Here is an 18,622-nt window from a genome sequence, read left to right on the forward strand (position 1 = left end):
GCGCCGCCCGCCTGGGCGTCCCGGGACCGACGTCCCGCGCGGCGCCGCGACCTCCTCGCAGTGCCCCGGGACACCGACCACGCCCGGAGGACACCACCGTGACCACCACCGACGTCACCGCCACCGAAACCACCGCCACCGCGGGCGCCCACCCCGCCCTCTCCGCCGCCGACCCCGAACTCGCCGCCCTCGTCGGCGCCGAGGAGCGGCTCCAGGCCGACACCCTGCGCCTCATCCCCAGCGAGAACTACGTCTCCGCCGCCGTCCTCGAAGCCTCCGGCACCGTCCTCCAGAACAAGTACAGCGAGGGCTACCCCGGCCGCCGCTACTACGAGGGCCAGCAGAACATCGACAAGGTCGAGGCCCTCGCCGTCGCGCGCGCCAAGGCCCTCTTCGGCGTCGACCACGCCAACGTCCAGCCCTACTCCGGCTCCCCAGCCAACCTCGCCGTCTACCTCGCCTTCGCCGAACCCGGCGACACCGTCATGGGCATGGCCCTGCCCATGGGCGGCCACCTCACCCACGGCTGGGGCGTCTCCGCCACCGGCTCGTGGTTCCGGGGCGTCCAGTACGGCGTGCGCCGGGACACCGGGCTCGTCGACCTCGACGAGGTCCGCGACCTGGCCCTCGAGGAGCGCCCGAAGGTGATCTTCTGCGGCGGCACCGCCCTGCCCCGCACCATCGACTTCGCCGCCTTCGGCGAGATCGCCCGCGAGGCCGGCGCCGTCCTCGTCGCCGACGTCGCCCACATCGCGGGCCTGATCGCGGGCGGCGCCCACCCGTCCCCGGCCGGACACGTGGACGTGATCTCCACGACCACCCACAAGACCCTGCGCGGCCCGCGCGGCGCCATGCTCCTGTCCCGCGAGGAGCACGCCAGGGCCCTCGACCGGGCCGTCTTCCCCGGCCTCCAGGGCGGCCCGCACAACCAGACCACCGCCGCCATCGCCGTCGCCCTGCGCGAGGCCGCCCTGCCCTCCTTCCGCACCTACGCCCACGCCGTCGTCGCCAACGCGAAGGCCCTCGCCGGGGCGCTCCTCGCCCGCGGCCTCGACCTGGTCTCCGGCGGCACCGACAACCACCTGATCCTGATGGACCTCACCTCCCGGCAGGTGCCGGGCAAGACCGCCGCCAAGGCCCTCGACCGGGCCGGGATCGTGGTCAACCACAACACCGTCCCCTTCGACCCCCGCAAGCCCTTCGACCCCTCCGGCATCCGCATCGGCACTCCCGCCCTCACCTCCCGCGGTCTCGGCACGGAGCACATGCCGCTGGTCGCGGAGTGGATCGACCGGGGCGTCACGGCCGCCGGCCGCGGCGACGAGGAGGCGCTCGCCGCGGTCCGCGCCGAGGTCGCCGACCTGATGGCCGCCTTCCCGGCCCCGGGCCTGCCCGTCTGATCCGTACGACCCGGCAGTCGCCGAAAGGGGGCGCGGTCCGGCGCGCGCGCACTGTGTTCCTGGTCTCATCCACCACGGGCCACGGCCGCCGCGACCGGAACCGCGCCCCCGCGCGCGTACCCCTGCCGTACCGGCTGTCGCACCGGCCGTCGCACCGGCCCGGCGGGACCTGACACATCGGTCGGGCGGGGACCGGCCCCACACCTGAGAGAATGATGTGCATGGCCTTTGACAGCCCGCCCGTCGCCCACCACCACCCTCAGGGGAATGGCTTCGCCATGCAGCATCGTCCGCGAGTGCTCTCCGGAATCCAGCCCACCGCCGGCTCGTTCCACCTCGGCAACTACCTCGGCGCCGTCCGCCAGTGGGTCGCCCTCCAGGAGACCCACGACGCGTTCTACATGGTCGTGGACCTGCACGCGATCACGGTCCCGCAGGACCCGGCCGAGCTGCGCGCCAACACCCGGCTCGCCGCCGCCCAGCTCCTCGCCGCCGGTCTCGACCCCGAGCGCTGCACCCTCTTCGTCCAGAGCCACATCCCCGAGCACGCCCAGCTCGGCTGGGTCATGAACTGCCTCACCGGCTTCGGCGAGGCCTCCCGCATGACCCAGTTCAAGGACAAGTCCGCCAAGCAGGGCGCCGACCGCGCCACCGTCGGCCTCTTCACGTACCCGATCCTCCAGGTCGCGGACATCCTGCTCTACCAGGCGAACGAGGTCCCGGTCGGCGAGGACCAGCGCCAGCACATCGAGCTGACCCGCGACCTCGCGGAGCGGTTCAACGGGCGCTTCGGCGACACCTTCACGATCCCCTCGCCGTACATCCTGAAGGAGACGGCGAAGATCTACGACCTCCAGGACCCCTCGGTCAAGATGAGCAAGTCGGCCTCCACGCCGAAGGGCCTCATCAACCTCCTGGACGACCCGAAGGTCACCGCGAAGAAGGTCAAGAGCGCCGTCACCGACACCGACACGGTGATCCGCTTCGACCCGGAGAACAAGGCCGGCGTCTCCAACCTCCTCACCATCCTGTCCACCCTCACCGGCACCTCCGTCCCCGACCTGGAGAAGTCCTACGAGGGCAAGATGTACGGCGCGCTCAAGACGGACCTCGCCGAGGTGATGGTGGACTTCGTCACGCCGTTCCGGACCCGCACCCAGGAATACCTGGACGACCCGGAGACGCTGGACTCAGTCCTGGCCAAGGGCGCCGAGAAGGCGCGCGCGGTCGCCGCCGAGACCCTCGCGCAGACGTACGAGCGGATGGGCTTCCTGCCCGCCAAGCACTGAGTCCCGGGGCCCTGGTCACGGGGGTGGTGCAGGCCGCACACTGGCGGCTGCACCACCCGCGCGCCCGCCCGCACGCACGACGCACCGACACGCACCGACAACACCGGACGACGGAGGAGAACGACGTGGGGACCGTAACGCTCGGCGTTTCGATCGCGGTCCCGGAGCCCTACGGCAGCCTGCTCCAGGAGCGGCGCGCCGGCTTCGGGGACCAGGCCGCGCACGGCATCCCCACCCACGTCACCCTCGTCCCGCCGACCGAGGTCCCCCGGGAGCGGTTGCCGGAGATCGAGGCGCACCTCGCGCGCGTGGCCACCGGCTACCACCCCTTCCCCGTCCGCCTGAAGGGCACCGGGACCTTCCGGCCGCTCTCCCCGGTGGTCTACGTGAAGCTGGCGGAGGGCGTCGTGCCCTGCGACCGGCTCCAGCAGCGGATCAGGGACGAGGCCGGGCCGCTCGTGCGCGAGCTCCAGTTCCCGTACCACCCGCACGTCACCGTGGCGCACGGCATCTCCGAGGAGGGGATGGACCGGGCGTTCGAGGAGCTCGCCGGGTACGAGGCGGCCTGGACCTGCCGCTCCTTCGCGCTGTACGAGCAGGGCGCGGACCTGGTGTGGCGGAAGCTGTACGACTACGAGTTCGGCGGCGGCCACCCGACCCGCGCCGTCCCGGCCCAGGGCGGCAGCCCGGTCGACACGCCGACGGCCGCGCCGAGCGCCTGACCCGGCCCGGTCCGGCCGCCTACACCGGCAGCCGCCGGTACAGCGGCCTCGGCACGTGCCGCACCGCCGCCGTCACCATCCGCAGCGCCCCCGGCACCCACACCGTCTCCGAGCGGCGCCGCAGCCCCAGCTCGATCGCGCCCGCGACCGCCTCCGGGGTGGTCGCGAACGGCTCCTCCGGGCGCCCCGCCGTCGCCCCGGAGCGCACGAAGCCGGGCCGCACCACCATCACGTGCACCCCGGTCCCGTACAGCGCGTCCCCGAGCCCCTGGGCGAAGACGTCGAGCCCCGCCTTCGAGGAGCCGTAGATGAAGTCGGCGCGGCGGGCCCGCTCGGCCGCCACCGAGGAGAGCACCACGAGCGAGCCGTGCCCCTGCGCCTGGAGCGCGCCCGCGCACACCAGGCCGGCCGAGACGGCCCCCGTGTAGTTGGTCCCGGCGACCCGGGCGGCGGCGACCGGGTCGGACTCGTCGCGCGCCTGGTCGCCCAGGACCCCGAAGGCGAGCAGCACCATGTCGACGTCGCCCGCCGCGAAGACCGGACCGAGCCGCTCCTCGTGCGACCCGGGGTCGAGCGCGTCGAAGGGGACGGTCCGCACCTCGGCCCCCAGCGCCCGCAGCGAGGCGGCGGAGGCGTCGAGGGCGGGGGAGGGGCGGCCGGCCAGGTGGACCGTGCGGGTGCGCCGGGCGATCATCCGGCGGGCCGTGGCGAGCCCGATCGCGGAGGTGCCGCCGAGGACGAGCAGGGACTGGGGCGCACCGAGGGCGTCCTTCACGATCGGCTCCTGGAGGGTCCTAGAGGGAGAGACGGCGGGAGAGGTCGGAGACGAGGACGGACCGGGGGTCGAGCGCGGCCCGCAGCTCCCGGAACTCGTCGAGCCGCGGGTACATCGCGGCCAGCACCTCCGGCCGCACCCGCGAGTCCCCGGCCAGGTATACCCGCCCGCCGGCCTCCGCGACCTCCTCGTCGAGCGCGTCGAGGAAGGCGCCGAGCCCCGGCAGGCCGGTGGGCAGGCCGAGGGCCAGGGACCAGCCGGGCAGCGGGAAGGAGAGCGGCCCGGGGCCGCCGGGGCCGAACCGCTTGAGGACGGCGGGCAGGACGGGCCAGCGCCGGTCCGCGATCCGCCGCACGATCCCCCGGAGCGTCTCCTCCCGCCCGTACGGGAGGACGAACCGGTACGGGACGGAGCCCCCGGGCCCGTACAGCCGGTTCCAGCGCGGGACGGCGTCGAGCGGGTGGAAGAAGCCGGACACCGGCCGGAGCCGGCCGGTGGACGCGCGGGGCGCGGCCCGGTACCAGAGCTCGGCGAAGAGCCCGGCGGAGGCGCCGCCGAGCAGCCCGTCGGGGACGTGCGGCGGCGGGGCGGGCAGCCGCCCGGGCCGGAAGGCGAGGGGCGCGCGGCGGGCCGGGTGGCGGCGGGGCAGCGCGTCGTACGGGGCGGGGCTGCCGCGCGTGAGGACGGCGCGGCCGGTGGCGGCGCCCCGGGCCAGCAGGTCGATCCGGGCGGTGGAGTACTGGTGGCGGTGGTCGCCCCCGGCGAGCAGGGCGAGGAGCGCGTCGAGGTCGCGGGCGCGCTCGGTGTCCACGCTCATCAGGGAGGTCTCGACGGCCGGCAGCCGCAGGACGGCGGAGAGGACGACGCCGGTCAGGCCCATGCCGCCCGTGGTGGCGTCGAAGAGCGGGGTGCCGGGCCGGACGGTCCTGATCTCCCCGTCGGGGGTGAGGAGTTTGAGCGAGGCCACGTGCCGGCCGAAGGAGCCGGCGGCGTGCTGGTTCCCGCCGTGGACGTCGGCGGCGATCGCGCCGCCGACCGTCACGTACCGGGTGGCGGGCACGACGGGGACGAACCGGCCGAGCGGCAGCAGGACCTCCATCAGCCGGTGCAGGCTGACGCCGGCCTCGCAGTCGACGAGCCCCGCGCGCGCGTCGACGGCGCGGATCCGGTCGAGGCCCGTCATGTCGAGGACGGTGCCGCCGGCGTTCTGGGCGGCGTCGCCGTGGGAGCGCCCGAGGCCGCGGGCGATCGCGCCCCGGCCGCCGGGGGCGCGCAGGACCGCGACCGCCTCGGCGGGGCTGCGGGGCCGGTGCACGCGCGCGAGGGTGGGGGCGGTGCGGCCCCAGCCGGTGAGGGCTTCGCAGTCGTCGTCCGGGACGCGGGTCTCGACAGCCATGGGCCGACCGTATAGGCGTCAATGCCTCTTATGCCGGTATTGCACGATATTCCCGGGCGGTTCGTCGAAAGGGGTGATGATCCGACGGGAGGAGGATCGGAAGAGCCTCCCGGCGACCGCCCCTCCCGGCGACCGCCCTTCCTGTCGACCGACCTCATGTCGATCGCGCATGAGACGGCCCGGCGGGGGGATTCTCGTACTCCGGTCACCCGCGCACCGCACGGATCGAGGGGTACACGTACGACATGGACTGGCTGACCAAGCTCCCCGTCATCGGCCCCTGGGTCGCCCGCCTGATGCGCACCCACGCCTGGCGCGCCTACGAGACCCTCGACCGGGCCCACTGGAGCCGGCTCGCCGCCGCCATCACCTTCCTCTCCTTCCTCGCCCTCTTCCCGCTCATCACCGTCGCCGCCGCGGTCGGCGCCGCGCTCCTCAGCGACGAGCAGCTCGACCGGATCGAGGAGAAGATCGGCGAGCAGGTCCCCGGCATCTCCGACCAACTGAACATCGGCGCGCTCGTCGACAACGCCGGCACCGTCGGGATCGTCGCCGGCGCCCTGCTCCTCTTCACCGGCATCAGTTGGATCGGCTCCATGCGGGAGTGCCTGCGCGCGGTGTGGGGCCTCGACGACATCGAGGGCAACCCGGTCCTGCTCAAGGGCAAGGACGCGATCGTCCTGGTCGGCCTCGGCGGCGTCGCCCTCGCCTCGCTCGCCGCCTCCTGGCTCGGCTCCACCGCCGTCGGCTGGAGCGCCGAGCACCTCGGCGTCTCCGAGGGCGGGGCGGGCGGCGTCCTGCTCCAGGCCGGAGGCGTCCTCGTCGGCGTCGTCGCCGACTTCCTGATCCTGCTGTACGTCCTGTCCCTGCTGCCCGGCGTCGAGCCGCCCCGCAAGGAGCTCGTGGTGGCCTCGCTCATGGGCGCGGTCGGCTTCGAACTCCTCAAGCTGCTGCTCGGCGGCTACATGAAGGGGGTCGCGGCGAAGTCGATGTACGGGGCGTTCGGCGTCCCCGTCGCCCTGCTCCTCTGGATCAACCTCACCGCGAAGCTGCTGCTGTTCTGCGCCGCGTGGACGGCCGCGGCCTCGCCGGGCAAGGACGGGGCCCCGGCCGCGACCGGCGAGGACGGGGGCTCCGGCTCCGGCTCCGGTTCCGGCGAGGGGCCCGGCTCCGGCGGGGCCTCCGGTTCCGGCGGGGCCTCCGGTTCCGGCGGCTCCGGGTCTACTCTTCTCCGCCCCGGTCACGGCGACGCGCCGCCGCCACGGCCAGCGGCCAGCGGCGGTTGACCAGGAACACCGCGCCCGCGAGGAGCGCGAGCACTCCGCCCGCCACGGCCAGCGCGGTCCCGACCCCGCCGGTCCGCCCGGCCGCGACCGCCTGGACGGGCTGCGCCGGGGCGTTCTTGCCGGGCGCGGGCTCCGCCGCGCCGGCGGACGCGTGCGTCCCCGTACGGGCCGAGCGCGGCGGCACCAGCTCGCCCACCGGCTCCACCTTCCCGAGCGCCGCGAAGCCCCAGTCGAACAGCCGGGCGGTCTCCCGGTAGACGGCGTGCTGCTCCTCGGAGGACGGGTTCATCACGGTGACGAGCAGGACCCTGCCGTTGCGCTCGGCGACCCCGGTGAAGGTCGCGCCCGCGTGCGTGGTGTTGCCGTTCTTGACCCCGGCGATGCCCTGGTACGGCGGGACGCCGAAGTCGCCCGTGAGCAGCCGGTTGGTGTTCTGGATCTCGAAGGTCTCGCGCTTCTTCTCGCCCGGCTTCCGTATGCCGGGGAAGGCGGCGCGGGCCGTGGCGGCGTACTCGCGGAAGTCCGGCTTCGTCATGCCGTTGCGGGCGATGAGCGTGAGGTCGTACGCGGAGGAGACCTGGCCCGGGGCGTCGTAGCCGTCCGGGGAGACCACCTTGGTGTCGAGCGCCTGGAGCTCGGCCGCCTGGTCGTTCATGTCCCGCACCGTCTGCTGCAGACCGTGGTTCATGTTCGTCAGGACGTGCACGGCGTCGTTGCCGGAGCGCAGGAAGACGCCGAGCCACAGGTCGTGGACGCTGTAGGTCTGCTTCTCCTTGACGCCGACCAGGCTGGAGCCCTCTCCCATCCCCGCCAGGTCCTGCACGGTGACCAGGTGGTTCTGCGTCTTGGGGAACTTGGGCAGCAGGGTGTCCGCGAAGAGCATCTTCAGGGTCGAGGCCGGGGCGAGCGGCCAGTGCGCGTTGTGCGAGGCGAGGACCTGGCCGTTCTCCGCGTCCGCGACGATCCAGGAGCGGGCCGACAGCTCCTTGGGCAGCACCGGCGCCCCGGCCTTGAGCCGCACCTGCGTCCCGGGCCGGCCGAGCAGGGTGCCGCCTACCTGGGACATGGCGAGCGGCGGCTTGGGCTGCTTGTCCTGGGAGTCCTTCCCGTCCGCGTGGGCCGCGGGCGCGGCGAGGACGAGCGGAACGAACACGGCAGCGGCGACCGCCCGGGCGGTCTTCTTCGAAGCGGACACGTTCGTGAACGTACAGGCACGGAACAGGGATGCGAACCTCAGCAGGCCGTTCGAACCCATTCGTCCACCCGGGGGTGTGAAACCCCGCCGTCGCGTCCGCTGGTTCCCGCTCGCGTTCGGGGCATGGAGCCGGCGCATCGGCATCACCTTTCGTACGTCACTGGCCCGGAGGGCGCACTCACGCCCTCCAAGACGTCGATCGGCCCTCCGGGGATCCGGTCCCGGCGGTTCCTTGCTTCCCGGTCGCCCGGACGCCCCGGAGGCCGATCACGCCGACGGCCGTTCCCAGGACGAAGGAGGTGACGGCGAGGGCGAGGTGCACCCAGAAGTACGCGGTCGGGTCCCCCGCGTCGTCGAAGGCGAGCCCGCTCCCGTCCTTCCAGAGGTTCTTCGCGAAGGTCACCCAGATCACCCACGACCAGACCCCGAACGCGAGCAGGAACCAGGAGGCGCGGCGGCTGAGCTTCATGAGCTGTCCTTCGGAGGAGGGCGGGTCGTTCCCCGCCAGTATCGAACCGCCCCCGCCGGGCCCCGGAGGCGGGTCTCGGTACGCTGGGCCCGGCCGCGCCCGGGACCGACGGGTCGCGCGGGGCGCGCGTCGTGCGGGCGCCCAGAGGGAGAAGGGGTTCCGGGCCGTGGTCGTCCTCCTGCTGGTCCTGGTCGTGGTCCTCGCGCTGCTCGGCGGGGTCCACCGGTACGTGTGGCGGCGCCTCGTCCGCGACGTGACGGCGCCCGGCGGCCTGCCGCGCCGCCTGGGCACGGCCGCCGTCGTGGCCCTGCCGCTGTGCTCGGTCGCGGCCCTGGTCTCCTCCCGCGCGGGCGTGCCCTTCCGGCTCCAGCAGGTGCTCGCCTGGCCGGGGCAGATGTGGCTCGCCGTGCTCCTGTACCTGGTCCTGGCCCTGCTGGTGGGCGAGGCCGTCCGCCCGCTCCTGCGCGCCCGGCTCGCCCGCCGCGCCCCCGCCCCGGTGGCCCCGGAGCCGGAGCCGGTACCGGCGGCCGCCGCGACCGGCCCCGCGACCCCGGCCCCGGTGGACGCCGCCCCGGAACCCGCGACCGGCCCCACCGCCCCCACCGACCCCTCCCGCCGGCTCTTCGTCTCCCGGGTCGTGGGCGGCGGCGCCGCAGCCGTCGCGCTCGGGACCGTCGGGTACGGCACGTACGGCGTGCTGCGCGGGCCCCGGGTCGAGCGGGTCACCGTGCCGCTCGCCAAGCTCCCGCGCGCCGCGCACGGGTACCGGATCGCCGTCGTGTCCGACGTCCACCTGGGCCCGATCCTGGGCCGCGCCCACACCGAGCGCATCGTGGCCACGATCAACTCCACCCAGCCCGACCTGATCGCGGTCGTCGGCGACCTCGTCGACGGCACCGTCGCGGACCTCGGCTCCGCCGCCGAGCCGCTCGCCCGGCTCCGCGCCCGCCACGGCTCCTTCTTCGTGACCGGCAACCACGAGTACTTCTCGGGCGCCGACGCCTGGGTCGACCACGTGCGCGAACTCGGCCTGCGCCCGCTGCGCAACGAGCGCCTGGAGATCCCGGCCGGCTTCGACCTCGCGGGCGTCGACGACGTCGCGGGCGAGAGCGAGGGGCGGGGGCCCGACTTCGGCCGTGCCCTCGGCGACCGCGACCGGGCCCGCGCCGCCGTCCTCCTCGCCCACCAGCCGGTCGTCGTCCACGACGCCGTGCGCCACGGCGTGGACCTCCAGCTCTCCGGCCACACCCACGGCGGCCAGCTCTGGCCCGGCAACCTCCTCGCCGAACTGGCCAACCCGACCGTCGCCGGGCTCGAACGCTACGGCGACACCCAGCTCTACGTCTCGCGGGGCGCGGGCGCCTGGGGGCCCCCGGTCCGGGTCGGCGCCCCCTCCGACGTCACCGTCGTCGAACTCGCCTCGAAACAGGCGTAAAGCGGATTCGTCACTCCGCGCACCGAGAGTGATACGTGCTGCTCATCGACTTAAAGTCTCATATCCCGGACATATACCTGTGGTGTGAAAGTTTTCTCTTCCACTTGTGAAAGCCGTGTGATGGGATGACGCCATCGCGGCGGTACCGGGGGGCCCCGCACCTGGGGTGGTACCGAAAAAAGGAAGCACGGCAATGCGGTCGACGGTCCGTCTGCGGATCCTCATCACTTGTGGAGTACTGGTGGCGGCCGGGGTGGGCGGCTGGCAACTCCTGCCCTCCGACGGCGTCAGGACCGATCCGATCGCCGTCGGCACCACGGACGAGATCACCTCGCTCGACCCGGCCGGCGCCTATGACGCCGGCTCCTGGGCGATCTACAGCAACGTCTACCAGTCCCTCCTGACGTTCAAGCCGGGCTTCACCGAGCCGGTGCCGGACGCCGCCGAGAGCTGCGGGTTCGCGGGCTCCGGCCTCACCACGTACCGGTGCACGCTCCGCGACGACCTCACCTTCTCCAACGGCCGCAGGATGACCGCCGAGGACGTCGAGTACTCCTTCGAGCGCATGCTGGGGATCAAGACGGACGTCGGCCCGCAGCCGCTCTTCCCGACGCTGAAGAGCGTCGACTCCGAGGGCCGGACCGTCACCTTCCACCTCAGCGCCAAGGACGTCACGTTCCCGCTGAAGCTGGCCACCGGCGCCGGTTCGATCGTGGACCGCGAGCGCTACCCGGAGAAGAAGCTGCGCCCCGACCAGGCGGTCGACGGCTCGGGGCCGTACGTCCTCAAGGAGTACAAGCCGGGCGAGTCCGCCCTCCTGGAGCCCAACCCGCGCTACAAGGGCGCCGTCGCCAAGGCCGGCCGCCCGGTCCTCGTGAAGTACTACGCCAAGTCCGAGGAGCTCGCCGAGGCCTGGAAGGCGAAGGACGTCCAGGTGACGCACCGGCAGCTCCCGCCGGACTTCGTCTCCAAGCTGGAGGCCACGGACGGCACCCGGGTCACCGAGGCGGAGAGCGCCGAGATCCGCAACATCAACTTCAACGTCCGCCCCGGCTCGCCCATGGCGGACAAGGCCGTGCGGCAGGCCGTCGCGGCGGTCCTCGACCGCCCGGCGATCACCACCGGCGCCTACAAGGGCACGGTCGAGCCGCTGTACTCCCTCATCCCGCAGGGCTTCGTCGGCCACAGCACCGCGTTCTACGACCGCTACCCGGAGCCCAGCGGCGCGAAGGCGAAGAAGATCCTGAAGGACGCGGGGGTCACCACCCCCGTGACGTTCACCTTCGGCTTCCGCAAGGACGACACCTACGCCGCCGAGACCGCCGAGATCAAGCGGCAGTTGGAGGAGACCGGCCTCTTCGCGGTCAGGACCGTCGAGGTCAAGTGGGAGGACTTCCAGAAGCAGTACGCGAAGGGCGACTTCGACGCGTACACCGTCGGCTGGCTCCCCGACTTCCCCGACTCCGACAGCTTCACCGCCCCGCTCGTCGGCACCGCGAACACCCTGCACAACGGGTTCTCCAGCAAGCTGATCGACTCCCTGATCGCCTCGACGCAGCGGTTCAGCGACCGTTCGCGGGCGACGGAGGACTTCAAGGCGATCCAGAACGAGGTCGCCGACGACGTCCCGCTCGTGCCGCTGTGGCAGAAGAAGGACTACGTCCTCTCCACGGAGGCGGTCGCCGGCTCCCAGTACCTGACGGACGGCACGGGCATCTGGCGGCTGTGGGACCTGAGCTGGATCTAGCGGCGTCCGTCGCGGGGGCCGTGCGCGTACGGCCCCCGCGACGCGTCCCCCACTACTTCGCGCCCGCCCGCTTCGGCTTGCCCGAGGCCGCCATCCCGGCCGCCGTCGGCATGAAGTCGGCGAGCAGCTCGTGGGTCTCCTTGACCAGCGGGCGCAGGATCCGGAAGCGGGAGAGCGAGATCGCGCGGGCGGTGACCGGCGCGAGCCGCTCCACGAGCCGCCGGCTGTTGGCGGCCCCCTCCGACCGGTCGTACACCCAGAAGAGCACCAGGCCCATCTGCTGGAGCCACAGCAACTGCGGCAGGGCCTCGGCCAGTTCGGGGTCGACCTTCACCGAGGCCCCGGAGATGACGCGCCGGTGCACCTCGATCGCGGCCTCGCGGGGCCCCTCCGACTCGGGCGAGAACGGGCTGAGCGGGCTGTCCGGGTCGGCGGCGTTCTTGAAGAACTGGGCGGCGAACTCGTGGTACGGCTCCGCGATGTCCAGCCAGCCGAGGTAGACCCCCCGGATCCGGGCCGTCAGGTCCTTCTCGCTCCCGGTCAGGATGGGTTCGACGGCCGCCTGGTGCTCCTCGGCGATCCGGTCGTAGAAGCCCTGGACCAGGTGCTCCTTGGACGAGAAGTAGTAGTACGCGTTGCCGACGGAGACCCCGGCCTCCTGGGCGATGGCCCGCATCGTCGTCTTGTCGTAACCGCGCTCCTTGAACAGCCGGAGCGCGGTCTCCAGGATGAGCGTGCGGGTCTGCTCGCTCTTGGGGGCCTTCTTCTCTTCCTTCACGTCCTTCACGGAGCCGAGCCTAACCGGGCGGACCGGGCACTTCGCAGCGCCCGTCCCCGCAGCCCTCCGGGCCGGGCCCCCTTCCGGGAATCCCGGGCCCCTTGAGGGCCTCGCGCCACTTGGCGGCGGCCAGGACGGTCATCCGGGCGAAGGGCTGCCCGGCGGGGGTGGCCAGCCAGTGGGCCCTGGGCCGGTACTCGGCGAGGGCCCAGAGGCAGACGATCCAGGCGGCGGTCTCCCGGTAGACCTGGCCCCGGTCCCCGATCACGGTGATCTCCCGCAGGGTGGCGGCGTGGTCGAGGGCCGGGAACCGGCGCCGGGCCTCCTGGGACCCGGCCGGCACCAGGTCGAGCGGGACGAGCTGCCGCTGCCGCAGCAGCCAGTGCCGCAGGTGCACGCAGAGCGGGCAGTCGGCGTCGTACAGCACGGTCAGGCGCCTCACGGGCGTCCGCGGGGCAGGGGCCCCCGGTGCGGGGGCCCCTCCGGGTGCGGTCGGCACGGCGGTTCAGCCCTGGGGCGCGGGCGGGGCCCAGGGGCCGCCCTTGGGGGTCGTGGTCCAGCCCTGCGGGCCGACCGGCGGCACCTGCTCGCGCTCCATGACCCCGCGCCGGCGGATCTTGTTGAGCACGTACACGTTCCCGAGGTGCATCACGCCGAGGACCAGCAGGACCACCCCGAGCTTGACGGAGAGGGCCTCGAAGAGTGCCCGGGCGTCGAGGACGGCGTCGTCCTGGCTCAGGTAGAGGGCGACGAAGCCGAAGTTGACGAGGTAGAAGCCGACCACCAGGAGGTGGTTGACGGCCTCCGCGAGCTTCTCGTTCCCGTGCAGGACGTCCGCCAGGAAGATCCTTCCGTTGCGGCTGAGCGTGCGGGCGACCCAGACGGTGAGGGCCACGCCGATCAGCAGGTAGACGATGTACGCGACGACAGTGAGGTCCATGCCCCACCCTCCCTTGAACGCGTTCAAAAGCTGGCGGTCCTGACTGTAGACCTCATCTTGAACGTGTTCAAGTCGCGGGAGGGAGGCCGCACGTCCCTAGGTGAACCTCCGTACGCCCGGCACCAGCGCCGTCCCCAGGCAGCAGCCGCCCACCACCGCCGCGGCGGCGAGCAGGGGCACTTCGGGGCCCCAGGCCGAGGCGGCGAGCGGGGCCAGGGCGTAGCCGAGGGGCATCGCGGCGAGCGAGAGCAGCCAGTCGTACGAGGTGACGCGGGCGAGCGCGTGGGCGGGCACCGCGCGCTGGACCGCGGTCTGCCAGACGGGCGACAGGAAGCCGAGGCCGGCCTGGGCGAGCCCGTAGGCCGCGATCGTCACCGGCGCGGGCGCGGCGACGGCGAGCAGGACCAGCGGCAGCGCGTACGTGGCGAGCCCGAGGTTCGCCGTCAGGACCGGGCGCCGGGGGCTGACGCGGTCCGCGAGCAGCGCCCCGAGGAGGAAGCCGACGGCGCCGGCCTGGAGGAGGACCACCCAGGTGGTGCCGCCGCCGAGCCGCTGCACGGCGACGGCGGGTCCGAGGGTCATCAGGACGGCGGCGGCGCCGTTCCAGGCGCCGTGGCCGACGAGGCTGGTCCAGTACCAGTCCCGGGAGCGGACCTCCCGCCAGCCCTCGGCGAGGTCGGCGCGGAGCGAACGGCGGGGGATCGCCACCCGCTCCACCCGGACGGCGGTCAGGAGCAGGGCGCTGACGCCGAAGGTCGCCGCGTCCAGGACGAACGCCCAGCCGGCGCCGACCGTGAGGACCAGCGTGCCCGCGAGCGCCGGGCCCGCGAGGCGGGTGGCGCTCTGGGCCACTCCCACGGCCGCGTTGGCGCGGTGCAGCGCCCCGGCCGCCACCGTGCCCCTCACCAGGGGTGCGACGGTCGGCATGGCGAAGGCCCCGGCGGCCCCGCCGCACGCCTCCGCGACCGCGAGCACGGCGAGGCCGGGGGAGCCGCCGAGGAGCTGGACGCCGACGAGGAGCTGGGTGGCGCAGCGCACGAGGTCGGTGGCGAGCGCGACCGTCCGGGCGTCGAGGCGGTCGCCGACGACGCCGCCCAGCGGCAGCAGGAGCAGCTTGGGGACCATCGCGCAGCCGAGGACCAGGGCGAGCGCCGCGGTGGAGCCGGTGGCCTCCAGGACGGCCAGGGCCAGGGCGGCGGGGATGGCGGCGTCACCGAGGAGGGAGAGGGCGCGGCCGGTGAAGAGGAGCCGGAAGGGGCGGGTGCGCAGGGGGTGGGGGACGGGTGCGGGCGCCGTGGCGGCGGGAGCGGCGGGCATGATCGAAGGTTATTTCGGTTCCGAATGATCCTTCAACTGATCATTCGGAACCGAAACACTCGGGAAGGCGGGTGCGCCCCTCCCCGACGTACGATCGCCCCATGGACCCCACCCCCGGGCCCCCCGCCCCCTCGGAACGGCGCGACTGGACCGACGGGCACGTCGCCCGCTGGCAGCCCGTCCTGCCCGGCCTCGACCCCGTCGTCGAGGGCGCGGTCACCCGGATGAAGAAGCTCTCGGTCCACCTGCGCCGGGTCAGGGAGCAGTCGCTCGTCGACTTCGACCTGGAGCGCCACGAGTTCGACACGCTCCACAAGCTGGCCGGCCGCGGCGGCACCGCCGCCCCCTCCGAACTCGCGCAGGACCTCGACCTGGCCCCCGCCTCCGTCTCGGGCCGGCTCGACGCCCTGGAGAAGCGCGGCTTCGTCCGCCGCACCCGGTCGACCACCGACCGGCGCCGGGTCGCCGTCGAACTCACCGCCTCCGGCCGCGAGACCTGGCTCGGCGCGATGGACGCCCTCGGCCACGAGGAGTACCGGCTCCTCGGCGTCCTCGGCCCCGAGGAGCGCACCCTGCTCAACGACATGCTGCGCCGCGTGATGGTGGCGGCGGAGGCGGGCGACGCCCCCGGCCCCTGGCACGGTTGACGACCCCGGCCCGGCCCGGGCCAGGACGTCAGATGCTCAGCGAGCGCGCGTAGTTGAGCTGGCCCATCACCCAGTGGACGGTGTCCGGACCCGTCGCCGGGATCATCGTCACGTGGTGCCGGCCCCCGCTGGTCACGGTGACCTGGACGAAGCCCGTGGTCTGCTTCTCCTTCATCAGGAGGAACAGCAGACCGAGCAGGCACACCACCGCGAAGACGATCGCGAGCACGATCCCGACCGTCGGGATCTTCTCCTCGGTCCGCGACATGTCCATCGCGTTCCACACCGCGCCCTTGAGGGGCATCTCCCCGGCCGGCGTGATGATCCGGTCCCCGACGACCGTGATGTCGCCGAGCGCGAGGAGCGGCGCGGGCCCGCCCGGCACCGGCGGGAACTGCTGCGGCGGGGACGGCACGCGCACGCCCTCGGCGAGCGTCGGCTGGTACGCCGGGGCCGCCGGCGGGTACCCGTACCCCGGGGGCACGTCCTGCGGGTAGCCGTACGCCGGGGTGCCGGGCGCGCCGCCCTGCCCCGGGCCCTGCCCCGGACCCCACTTGTACTCGCCGTCCGCGTAAGGGTTCGGCTCGCTCATCAGTCCCCGCTCTCCACAACGACACACACCGGCGCGTGCGGACGGGAAAGCCCGCCCCCGCACGCCGAGCGTACAGAAGCGGGCTCAACCGCCACGCGGTGGTTCAGAAACGGCGCGTGATCAGCGCGCGCTTCACTTCCTGGATCGCCTTGGTGACCTCGATGCCACGCGGGCAGGCGTCCGTGCAGTTGAACGTCGTGCGGCAGCGCCACACGCCGTCCTTGTCGTTCAGGATCTCCAGGCGCTGCTCGCCGGCCTCGTCGCGCGAGTCGAAGATGAAGCGGTGCGCGTTGACGATCGCGGCCGGACCGAAGTACTGGCCGTCGTTCCAGAAGACCGGGCAGGACGACGTGCACGCGGCGCACAGGATGCACTTGGTGGTGTCGTCGAAGCGCTCGCGGTCCTCGGCGGACTGCAGGCGCTCGCGGGTCGGCTCGTTCCCCTTGGTGACCAGGAACGGCATGACGTCCCGGTACGCCTGGAAGAACGGCTCCATGTCCACGACCAGGTCCTTGAGGACCGTCAGGCCCTTGATGGCCTCGACCGTGATCGGCTTCTCGGGGTTGATGTCCTTGATCAGCGTCTTGCAGGCGAGCCTGTTCTTGCCGTTGATCCGCATCGCGTCCGAGCCGCAGATGCCGTGCGCGCACGACCGGCGGAAGGTCAGCGTGCCGTCGACGTCCCACTTGATCTTGTGGAGGGCGTCGAGCACGCGCTCCTTGGGGTCGATCTCGATCTGGAAGTCCTCCCAGACCGCCGCGTCCGAGATCTCGGGGTTGAAGCGGCGGATCCGCATCGTGACCGTGATGTACGGCGAGGCGGCGGAGTCCTTCTCGACCTTGTCCAGTACGGGGGTAGCCATCAGTACTTACGCTCCATCGGCTGGTAGCGGGTCGTGACGACCGGCTTGTAGTCGAGACGCACGGTCTCGGAGCCGTCCTTGCCGACCTCGCGGTACGCCATCGTGTGACGCATGAAGTTGACGTCGTCGCGGTTCGGGTAGTCCTCGCGGTAGTGACCGCCGCGGGACTCCTTGCGCGCCAGGGCCGAGACGGCCATGACCTCGGCCAGTTCGAGCAGGTTGCCCAGCTCGATGGCCTCCAGGAGGTCGGTGTTGAAGCGCTTGCCCTTGTCCTGGATGGACACGTTCTCGTAGCGCTCGCGCAGCTCGGCGATCTTGTCGACGGCCGTCTTGATGGTCTGCTCCGTGCGGAACACCATCACGTTGGCGTCCATCGTCTCCTGGAGCTCGCGGCGCAGGTCGGCGACCCGCTCGTTGCCCGTGGAGTCGCGCAGCTTCTCGATCTGCGCGACGACGAGGGACTCCGGGTTCTCCGGCAGCTCGACGAAGTCGGCCTTGGCGGAGTACTCGGCCGCGGCGATGCCGGACCGCTTGCCGAAGACGTTGATGTCGAGCAGCGAGTTGGTGCCGAGGCGGTTGGCGCCGTGCACCGACACGCAGGCGACCTCGCCGGCCGCGTACAGGCCCGGGACGACGGTGGTGTTGTCCGAGAGGACCTCGCCCTCGACGTTGGTCGGGATGCCGCCCATGGCGTAGTGCGCGGTGGGCTGGATCGGGATCGGGTCCGTGTACGGCTCGATGCCGAGGTACGTCCGGGCGAACTCGGTGATGTCCGGCAGCTTGGCGTCGAGCTGCTCCGGCGGGAGGTGCGTCAGGTCCAGGTAGACGTGGTCGCCCTCGGGACCGCAGCCGCGGCCCTCGCGGATCTCCGTGTAGATGGAGCGGGAGACGACGTCACGGGACGCGAGGTCCTTCATGACCGGCGCGTACTTCTCCATGAAGCGCTCGCCGTCCTTGTTGCGCAGGATGCCGCCCTCGCCGCGGGCGCCCTCCGTGAGCAGGATGCCCATGCGCCAGATGCCCGTCGGGTGGAACTGGAAGAACTCCATGTCCTCCAGGGGCAGGCCGCGGCGGTAGCAGGCCGCCTGGCCGTCACCGGTCAGGGTGTGCGCGTTGGAGGTCACCTTGAAGAACTTGCCGGTGCCGCCGGACGCGTAGATCACGGCCTTGGCCTGGAAGATGTGGATCTCGCCGGTGGCCAGCTCGTAGGCGACGACGCCCGCGGAGTGCTTGACCCCGTCGACCTCGGTGATGAGCTGGTCCAGGACGTAGAACTCGTTGAAGAACTCCACGCCCTCCTTGACGCAGTTCTGGTACAGCGTCTGGAGGATCATGTGGCCGGTGCGGTCCGCGGCGTAGCAGGACCGGCGGACCGGGGCCTCGCCGTGGTTGCGGGAGTGGCCGCCGAAGCGGCGCTGGTCGATGGTGCCGTTCGGGGTGCGGTTGAACGGCAGGCCCATCTTCTCCAGGTCGAGGACGGCGTCGATGGCCTCCTTCGCCAGGATCTCGGCGGCGTCCTGGTCGACCAGGTAGTCGCCGCCCTTGACCGTGTCGAAGGTGTGCCACTCCCAGTTGTCCTCCTCCACGTTCGCCAGCGCGGCGGCCATGCCGCCCTGCGCGGCGCCCGTGTGGGAGCGGGTGGGGTAGAGCTTGGTGAGCACGGCGGTGCGGCTGCGCTTCGTCGCCTCGATGGCGGCGCGCATGCCGGCGCCGCCGGCTCCGACGATGACGGTGTCGTACTTGTGGATCTTCATCAGTGGATTACCTCAGCC

The 18,622-nt window shown here is 72.8% G+C and carries 18 protein-coding genes; 7 read left to right on the top strand and 11 right to left on the bottom strand.

What is annotated here, in order from left to right:
- The first annotated feature begins 98 nt into the window (after positions 1–98).
- The 3 genes from glyA to ACFYNX_RS17105 all read left to right on the top strand — a co-directional run bounded on the left by glyA (position 99) and on the right by ACFYNX_RS17105 (position 3,411).
- On the top strand, positions 99–1,400 hold the full coding sequence (gene glyA / locus ACFYNX_RS17095) for a serine hydroxymethyltransferase (RefSeq protein ID WP_365542419.1): 1,302 nt from the start codon (positions 99–101) through the stop codon (positions 1,398–1,400).
- A gap of 278 nt (positions 1,401–1,678) precedes the next feature.
- Positions 1,679–2,689: a tryptophan--tRNA ligase gene (gene trpS, locus ACFYNX_RS17100; protein ID WP_388662567.1), complete on the top strand. Its 1,011-nt coding sequence runs from the start codon at positions 1,679–1,681 to the stop codon at positions 2,687–2,689.
- A 125-nt stretch (positions 2,690–2,814) separates the two neighbouring features.
- Positions 2,815–3,411 (top strand): 2'-5' RNA ligase family protein, encoded by a 597-nt coding sequence (locus ACFYNX_RS17105; protein ID WP_365542417.1) that lies wholly within the window; start codon positions 2,815–2,817, stop codon positions 3,409–3,411.
- A 19-nt stretch (positions 3,412–3,430) separates the two neighbouring features.
- Here ACFYNX_RS17105 and ACFYNX_RS17110 read toward each other — a convergent pair whose 3' ends face one another.
- Entirely contained in the window at positions 3,431–4,186 is a 756-nt protein-coding gene (locus tag ACFYNX_RS17110; protein WP_365542415.1) for an SDR family NAD(P)-dependent oxidoreductase, read from the bottom strand.
- 19 nt (positions 4,187–4,205) lie between these two features.
- Positions 4,206–5,582, bottom strand: a complete 1,377-nt coding sequence (locus ACFYNX_RS17115; protein WP_388662188.1) for an FAD-binding protein — start codon at positions 5,580–5,582, stop codon at positions 4,206–4,208.
- Positions 5,583–5,827: 245 nt separating this feature from the next.
- Here ACFYNX_RS17115 and ACFYNX_RS17120 point away from each other — a divergent pair, with 245 nt between their 5' ends.
- Positions 5,828–6,868, top strand: coding sequence for a YihY/virulence factor BrkB family protein (locus ACFYNX_RS17120; protein ID WP_388662190.1), 1,041 nt, complete (start codon positions 5,828–5,830; stop codon positions 6,866–6,868).
- Here the strand turns inward: ACFYNX_RS17120 and ACFYNX_RS17125 are convergent.
- Both ACFYNX_RS17125 and ACFYNX_RS17130 read right to left on the bottom strand, forming a co-directional pair.
- Positions 6,804–8,063, bottom strand: a complete 1,260-nt coding sequence (locus ACFYNX_RS17125; RefSeq protein WP_388662192.1) for a D-alanyl-D-alanine carboxypeptidase family protein — start codon at positions 8,061–8,063, stop codon at positions 6,804–6,806. The genes ACFYNX_RS17120 and ACFYNX_RS17125 overlap by 65 nt on opposite strands.
- Positions 8,064–8,241: 178 nt before the next feature.
- Complete coding sequence (locus ACFYNX_RS17130) at positions 8,242–8,532, bottom strand: SCO4848 family membrane protein (RefSeq protein WP_365542409.1); 291 nt, start codon at positions 8,530–8,532, stop codon at positions 8,242–8,244.
- A 166-nt stretch (positions 8,533–8,698) separates the two neighbouring features.
- Between ACFYNX_RS17130 and ACFYNX_RS17135 the strand changes: the two genes are divergently transcribed.
- Positions 8,699–9,967: a metallophosphoesterase gene (locus ACFYNX_RS17135; protein WP_388662194.1), complete on the top strand. Its 1,269-nt coding sequence runs from the start codon at positions 8,699–8,701 to the stop codon at positions 9,965–9,967.
- A 193-nt stretch (positions 9,968–10,160) separates the two neighbouring features.
- Positions 10,161–11,714, top strand: a complete 1,554-nt coding sequence (locus ACFYNX_RS17140) for an ABC transporter substrate-binding protein (protein ID WP_388662196.1) — start codon at positions 10,161–10,163, stop codon at positions 11,712–11,714.
- A 52-nt stretch (positions 11,715–11,766) separates the two neighbouring features.
- On the opposite strand, the gene ACFYNX_RS17145 is transcribed toward ACFYNX_RS17140, so the two are convergent.
- The 4 genes from ACFYNX_RS17145 to ACFYNX_RS17160 all read right to left on the bottom strand — a co-directional run bounded on the left by ACFYNX_RS17145 (position 11,767) and on the right by ACFYNX_RS17160 (position 14,749).
- Positions 11,767–12,501, bottom strand: a complete 735-nt coding sequence (locus ACFYNX_RS17145) for a TetR family transcriptional regulator (RefSeq protein ID WP_365542403.1) — start codon at positions 12,499–12,501, stop codon at positions 11,767–11,769.
- Between the two features lie 10 nt (positions 12,502–12,511).
- A complete protein-coding gene (locus ACFYNX_RS17150; RefSeq protein ID WP_388662198.1) occupies positions 12,512–12,934 on the bottom strand; it encodes a thiol-disulfide oxidoreductase DCC family protein in 423 nt (140 codons plus the stop codon).
- A gap of 63 nt (positions 12,935–12,997) precedes the next feature.
- Complete coding sequence (locus ACFYNX_RS17155) at positions 12,998–13,432, bottom strand: hypothetical protein (protein ID WP_388662200.1); 435 nt, start codon at positions 13,430–13,432, stop codon at positions 12,998–13,000.
- 96 nt (positions 13,433–13,528) lie between these two features.
- Complete coding sequence (locus ACFYNX_RS17160; protein ID WP_388662202.1) at positions 13,529–14,749, bottom strand: MFS transporter; 1,221 nt, start codon at positions 14,747–14,749, stop codon at positions 13,529–13,531.
- Between the two features lie 101 nt (positions 14,750–14,850).
- Between ACFYNX_RS17160 and ACFYNX_RS17165 the strand changes: the two genes are divergently transcribed.
- Positions 14,851–15,396, top strand: coding sequence for a MarR family winged helix-turn-helix transcriptional regulator (locus ACFYNX_RS17165; RefSeq protein ID WP_388662204.1), 546 nt, complete (start codon positions 14,851–14,853; stop codon positions 15,394–15,396).
- A gap of 28 nt (positions 15,397–15,424) precedes the next feature.
- Here ACFYNX_RS17165 and ACFYNX_RS17170 read toward each other — a convergent pair whose 3' ends face one another.
- The 3 genes from ACFYNX_RS17170 to sdhA form a co-directional block, all read right to left on the bottom strand.
- Complete coding sequence (locus ACFYNX_RS17170) at positions 15,425–15,988, bottom strand: hypothetical protein (protein ID WP_388662206.1); 564 nt, start codon at positions 15,986–15,988, stop codon at positions 15,425–15,427.
- Positions 15,989–16,091: 103 nt separating this feature from the next.
- Positions 16,092–16,850 carry a succinate dehydrogenase iron-sulfur subunit gene (locus tag ACFYNX_RS17175; protein WP_062752578.1) on the bottom strand — a complete coding sequence of 253 codons (759 nt, stop codon included), beginning with the start codon at positions 16,848–16,850 and terminating at the stop codon, positions 16,092–16,094.
- Positions 16,850–18,604 (bottom strand): succinate dehydrogenase flavoprotein subunit, encoded by a 1,755-nt coding sequence (gene sdhA, locus ACFYNX_RS17180; protein WP_388662208.1) that lies wholly within the window; start codon positions 18,602–18,604, stop codon positions 16,850–16,852. Before sdhA ends, ACFYNX_RS17175 begins: the two co-directional genes overlap by 1 nt.
- Positions 18,605–18,622 lie beyond the last annotated feature (18 nt).

Origin of the sequence: Streptomyces sp. NPDC007872, assembly GCF_042868165.1 — a bacterium.
Taxonomy (GTDB): Bacteria; Actinomycetota; Actinomycetes; order Streptomycetales; family Streptomycetaceae; genus Streptomyces.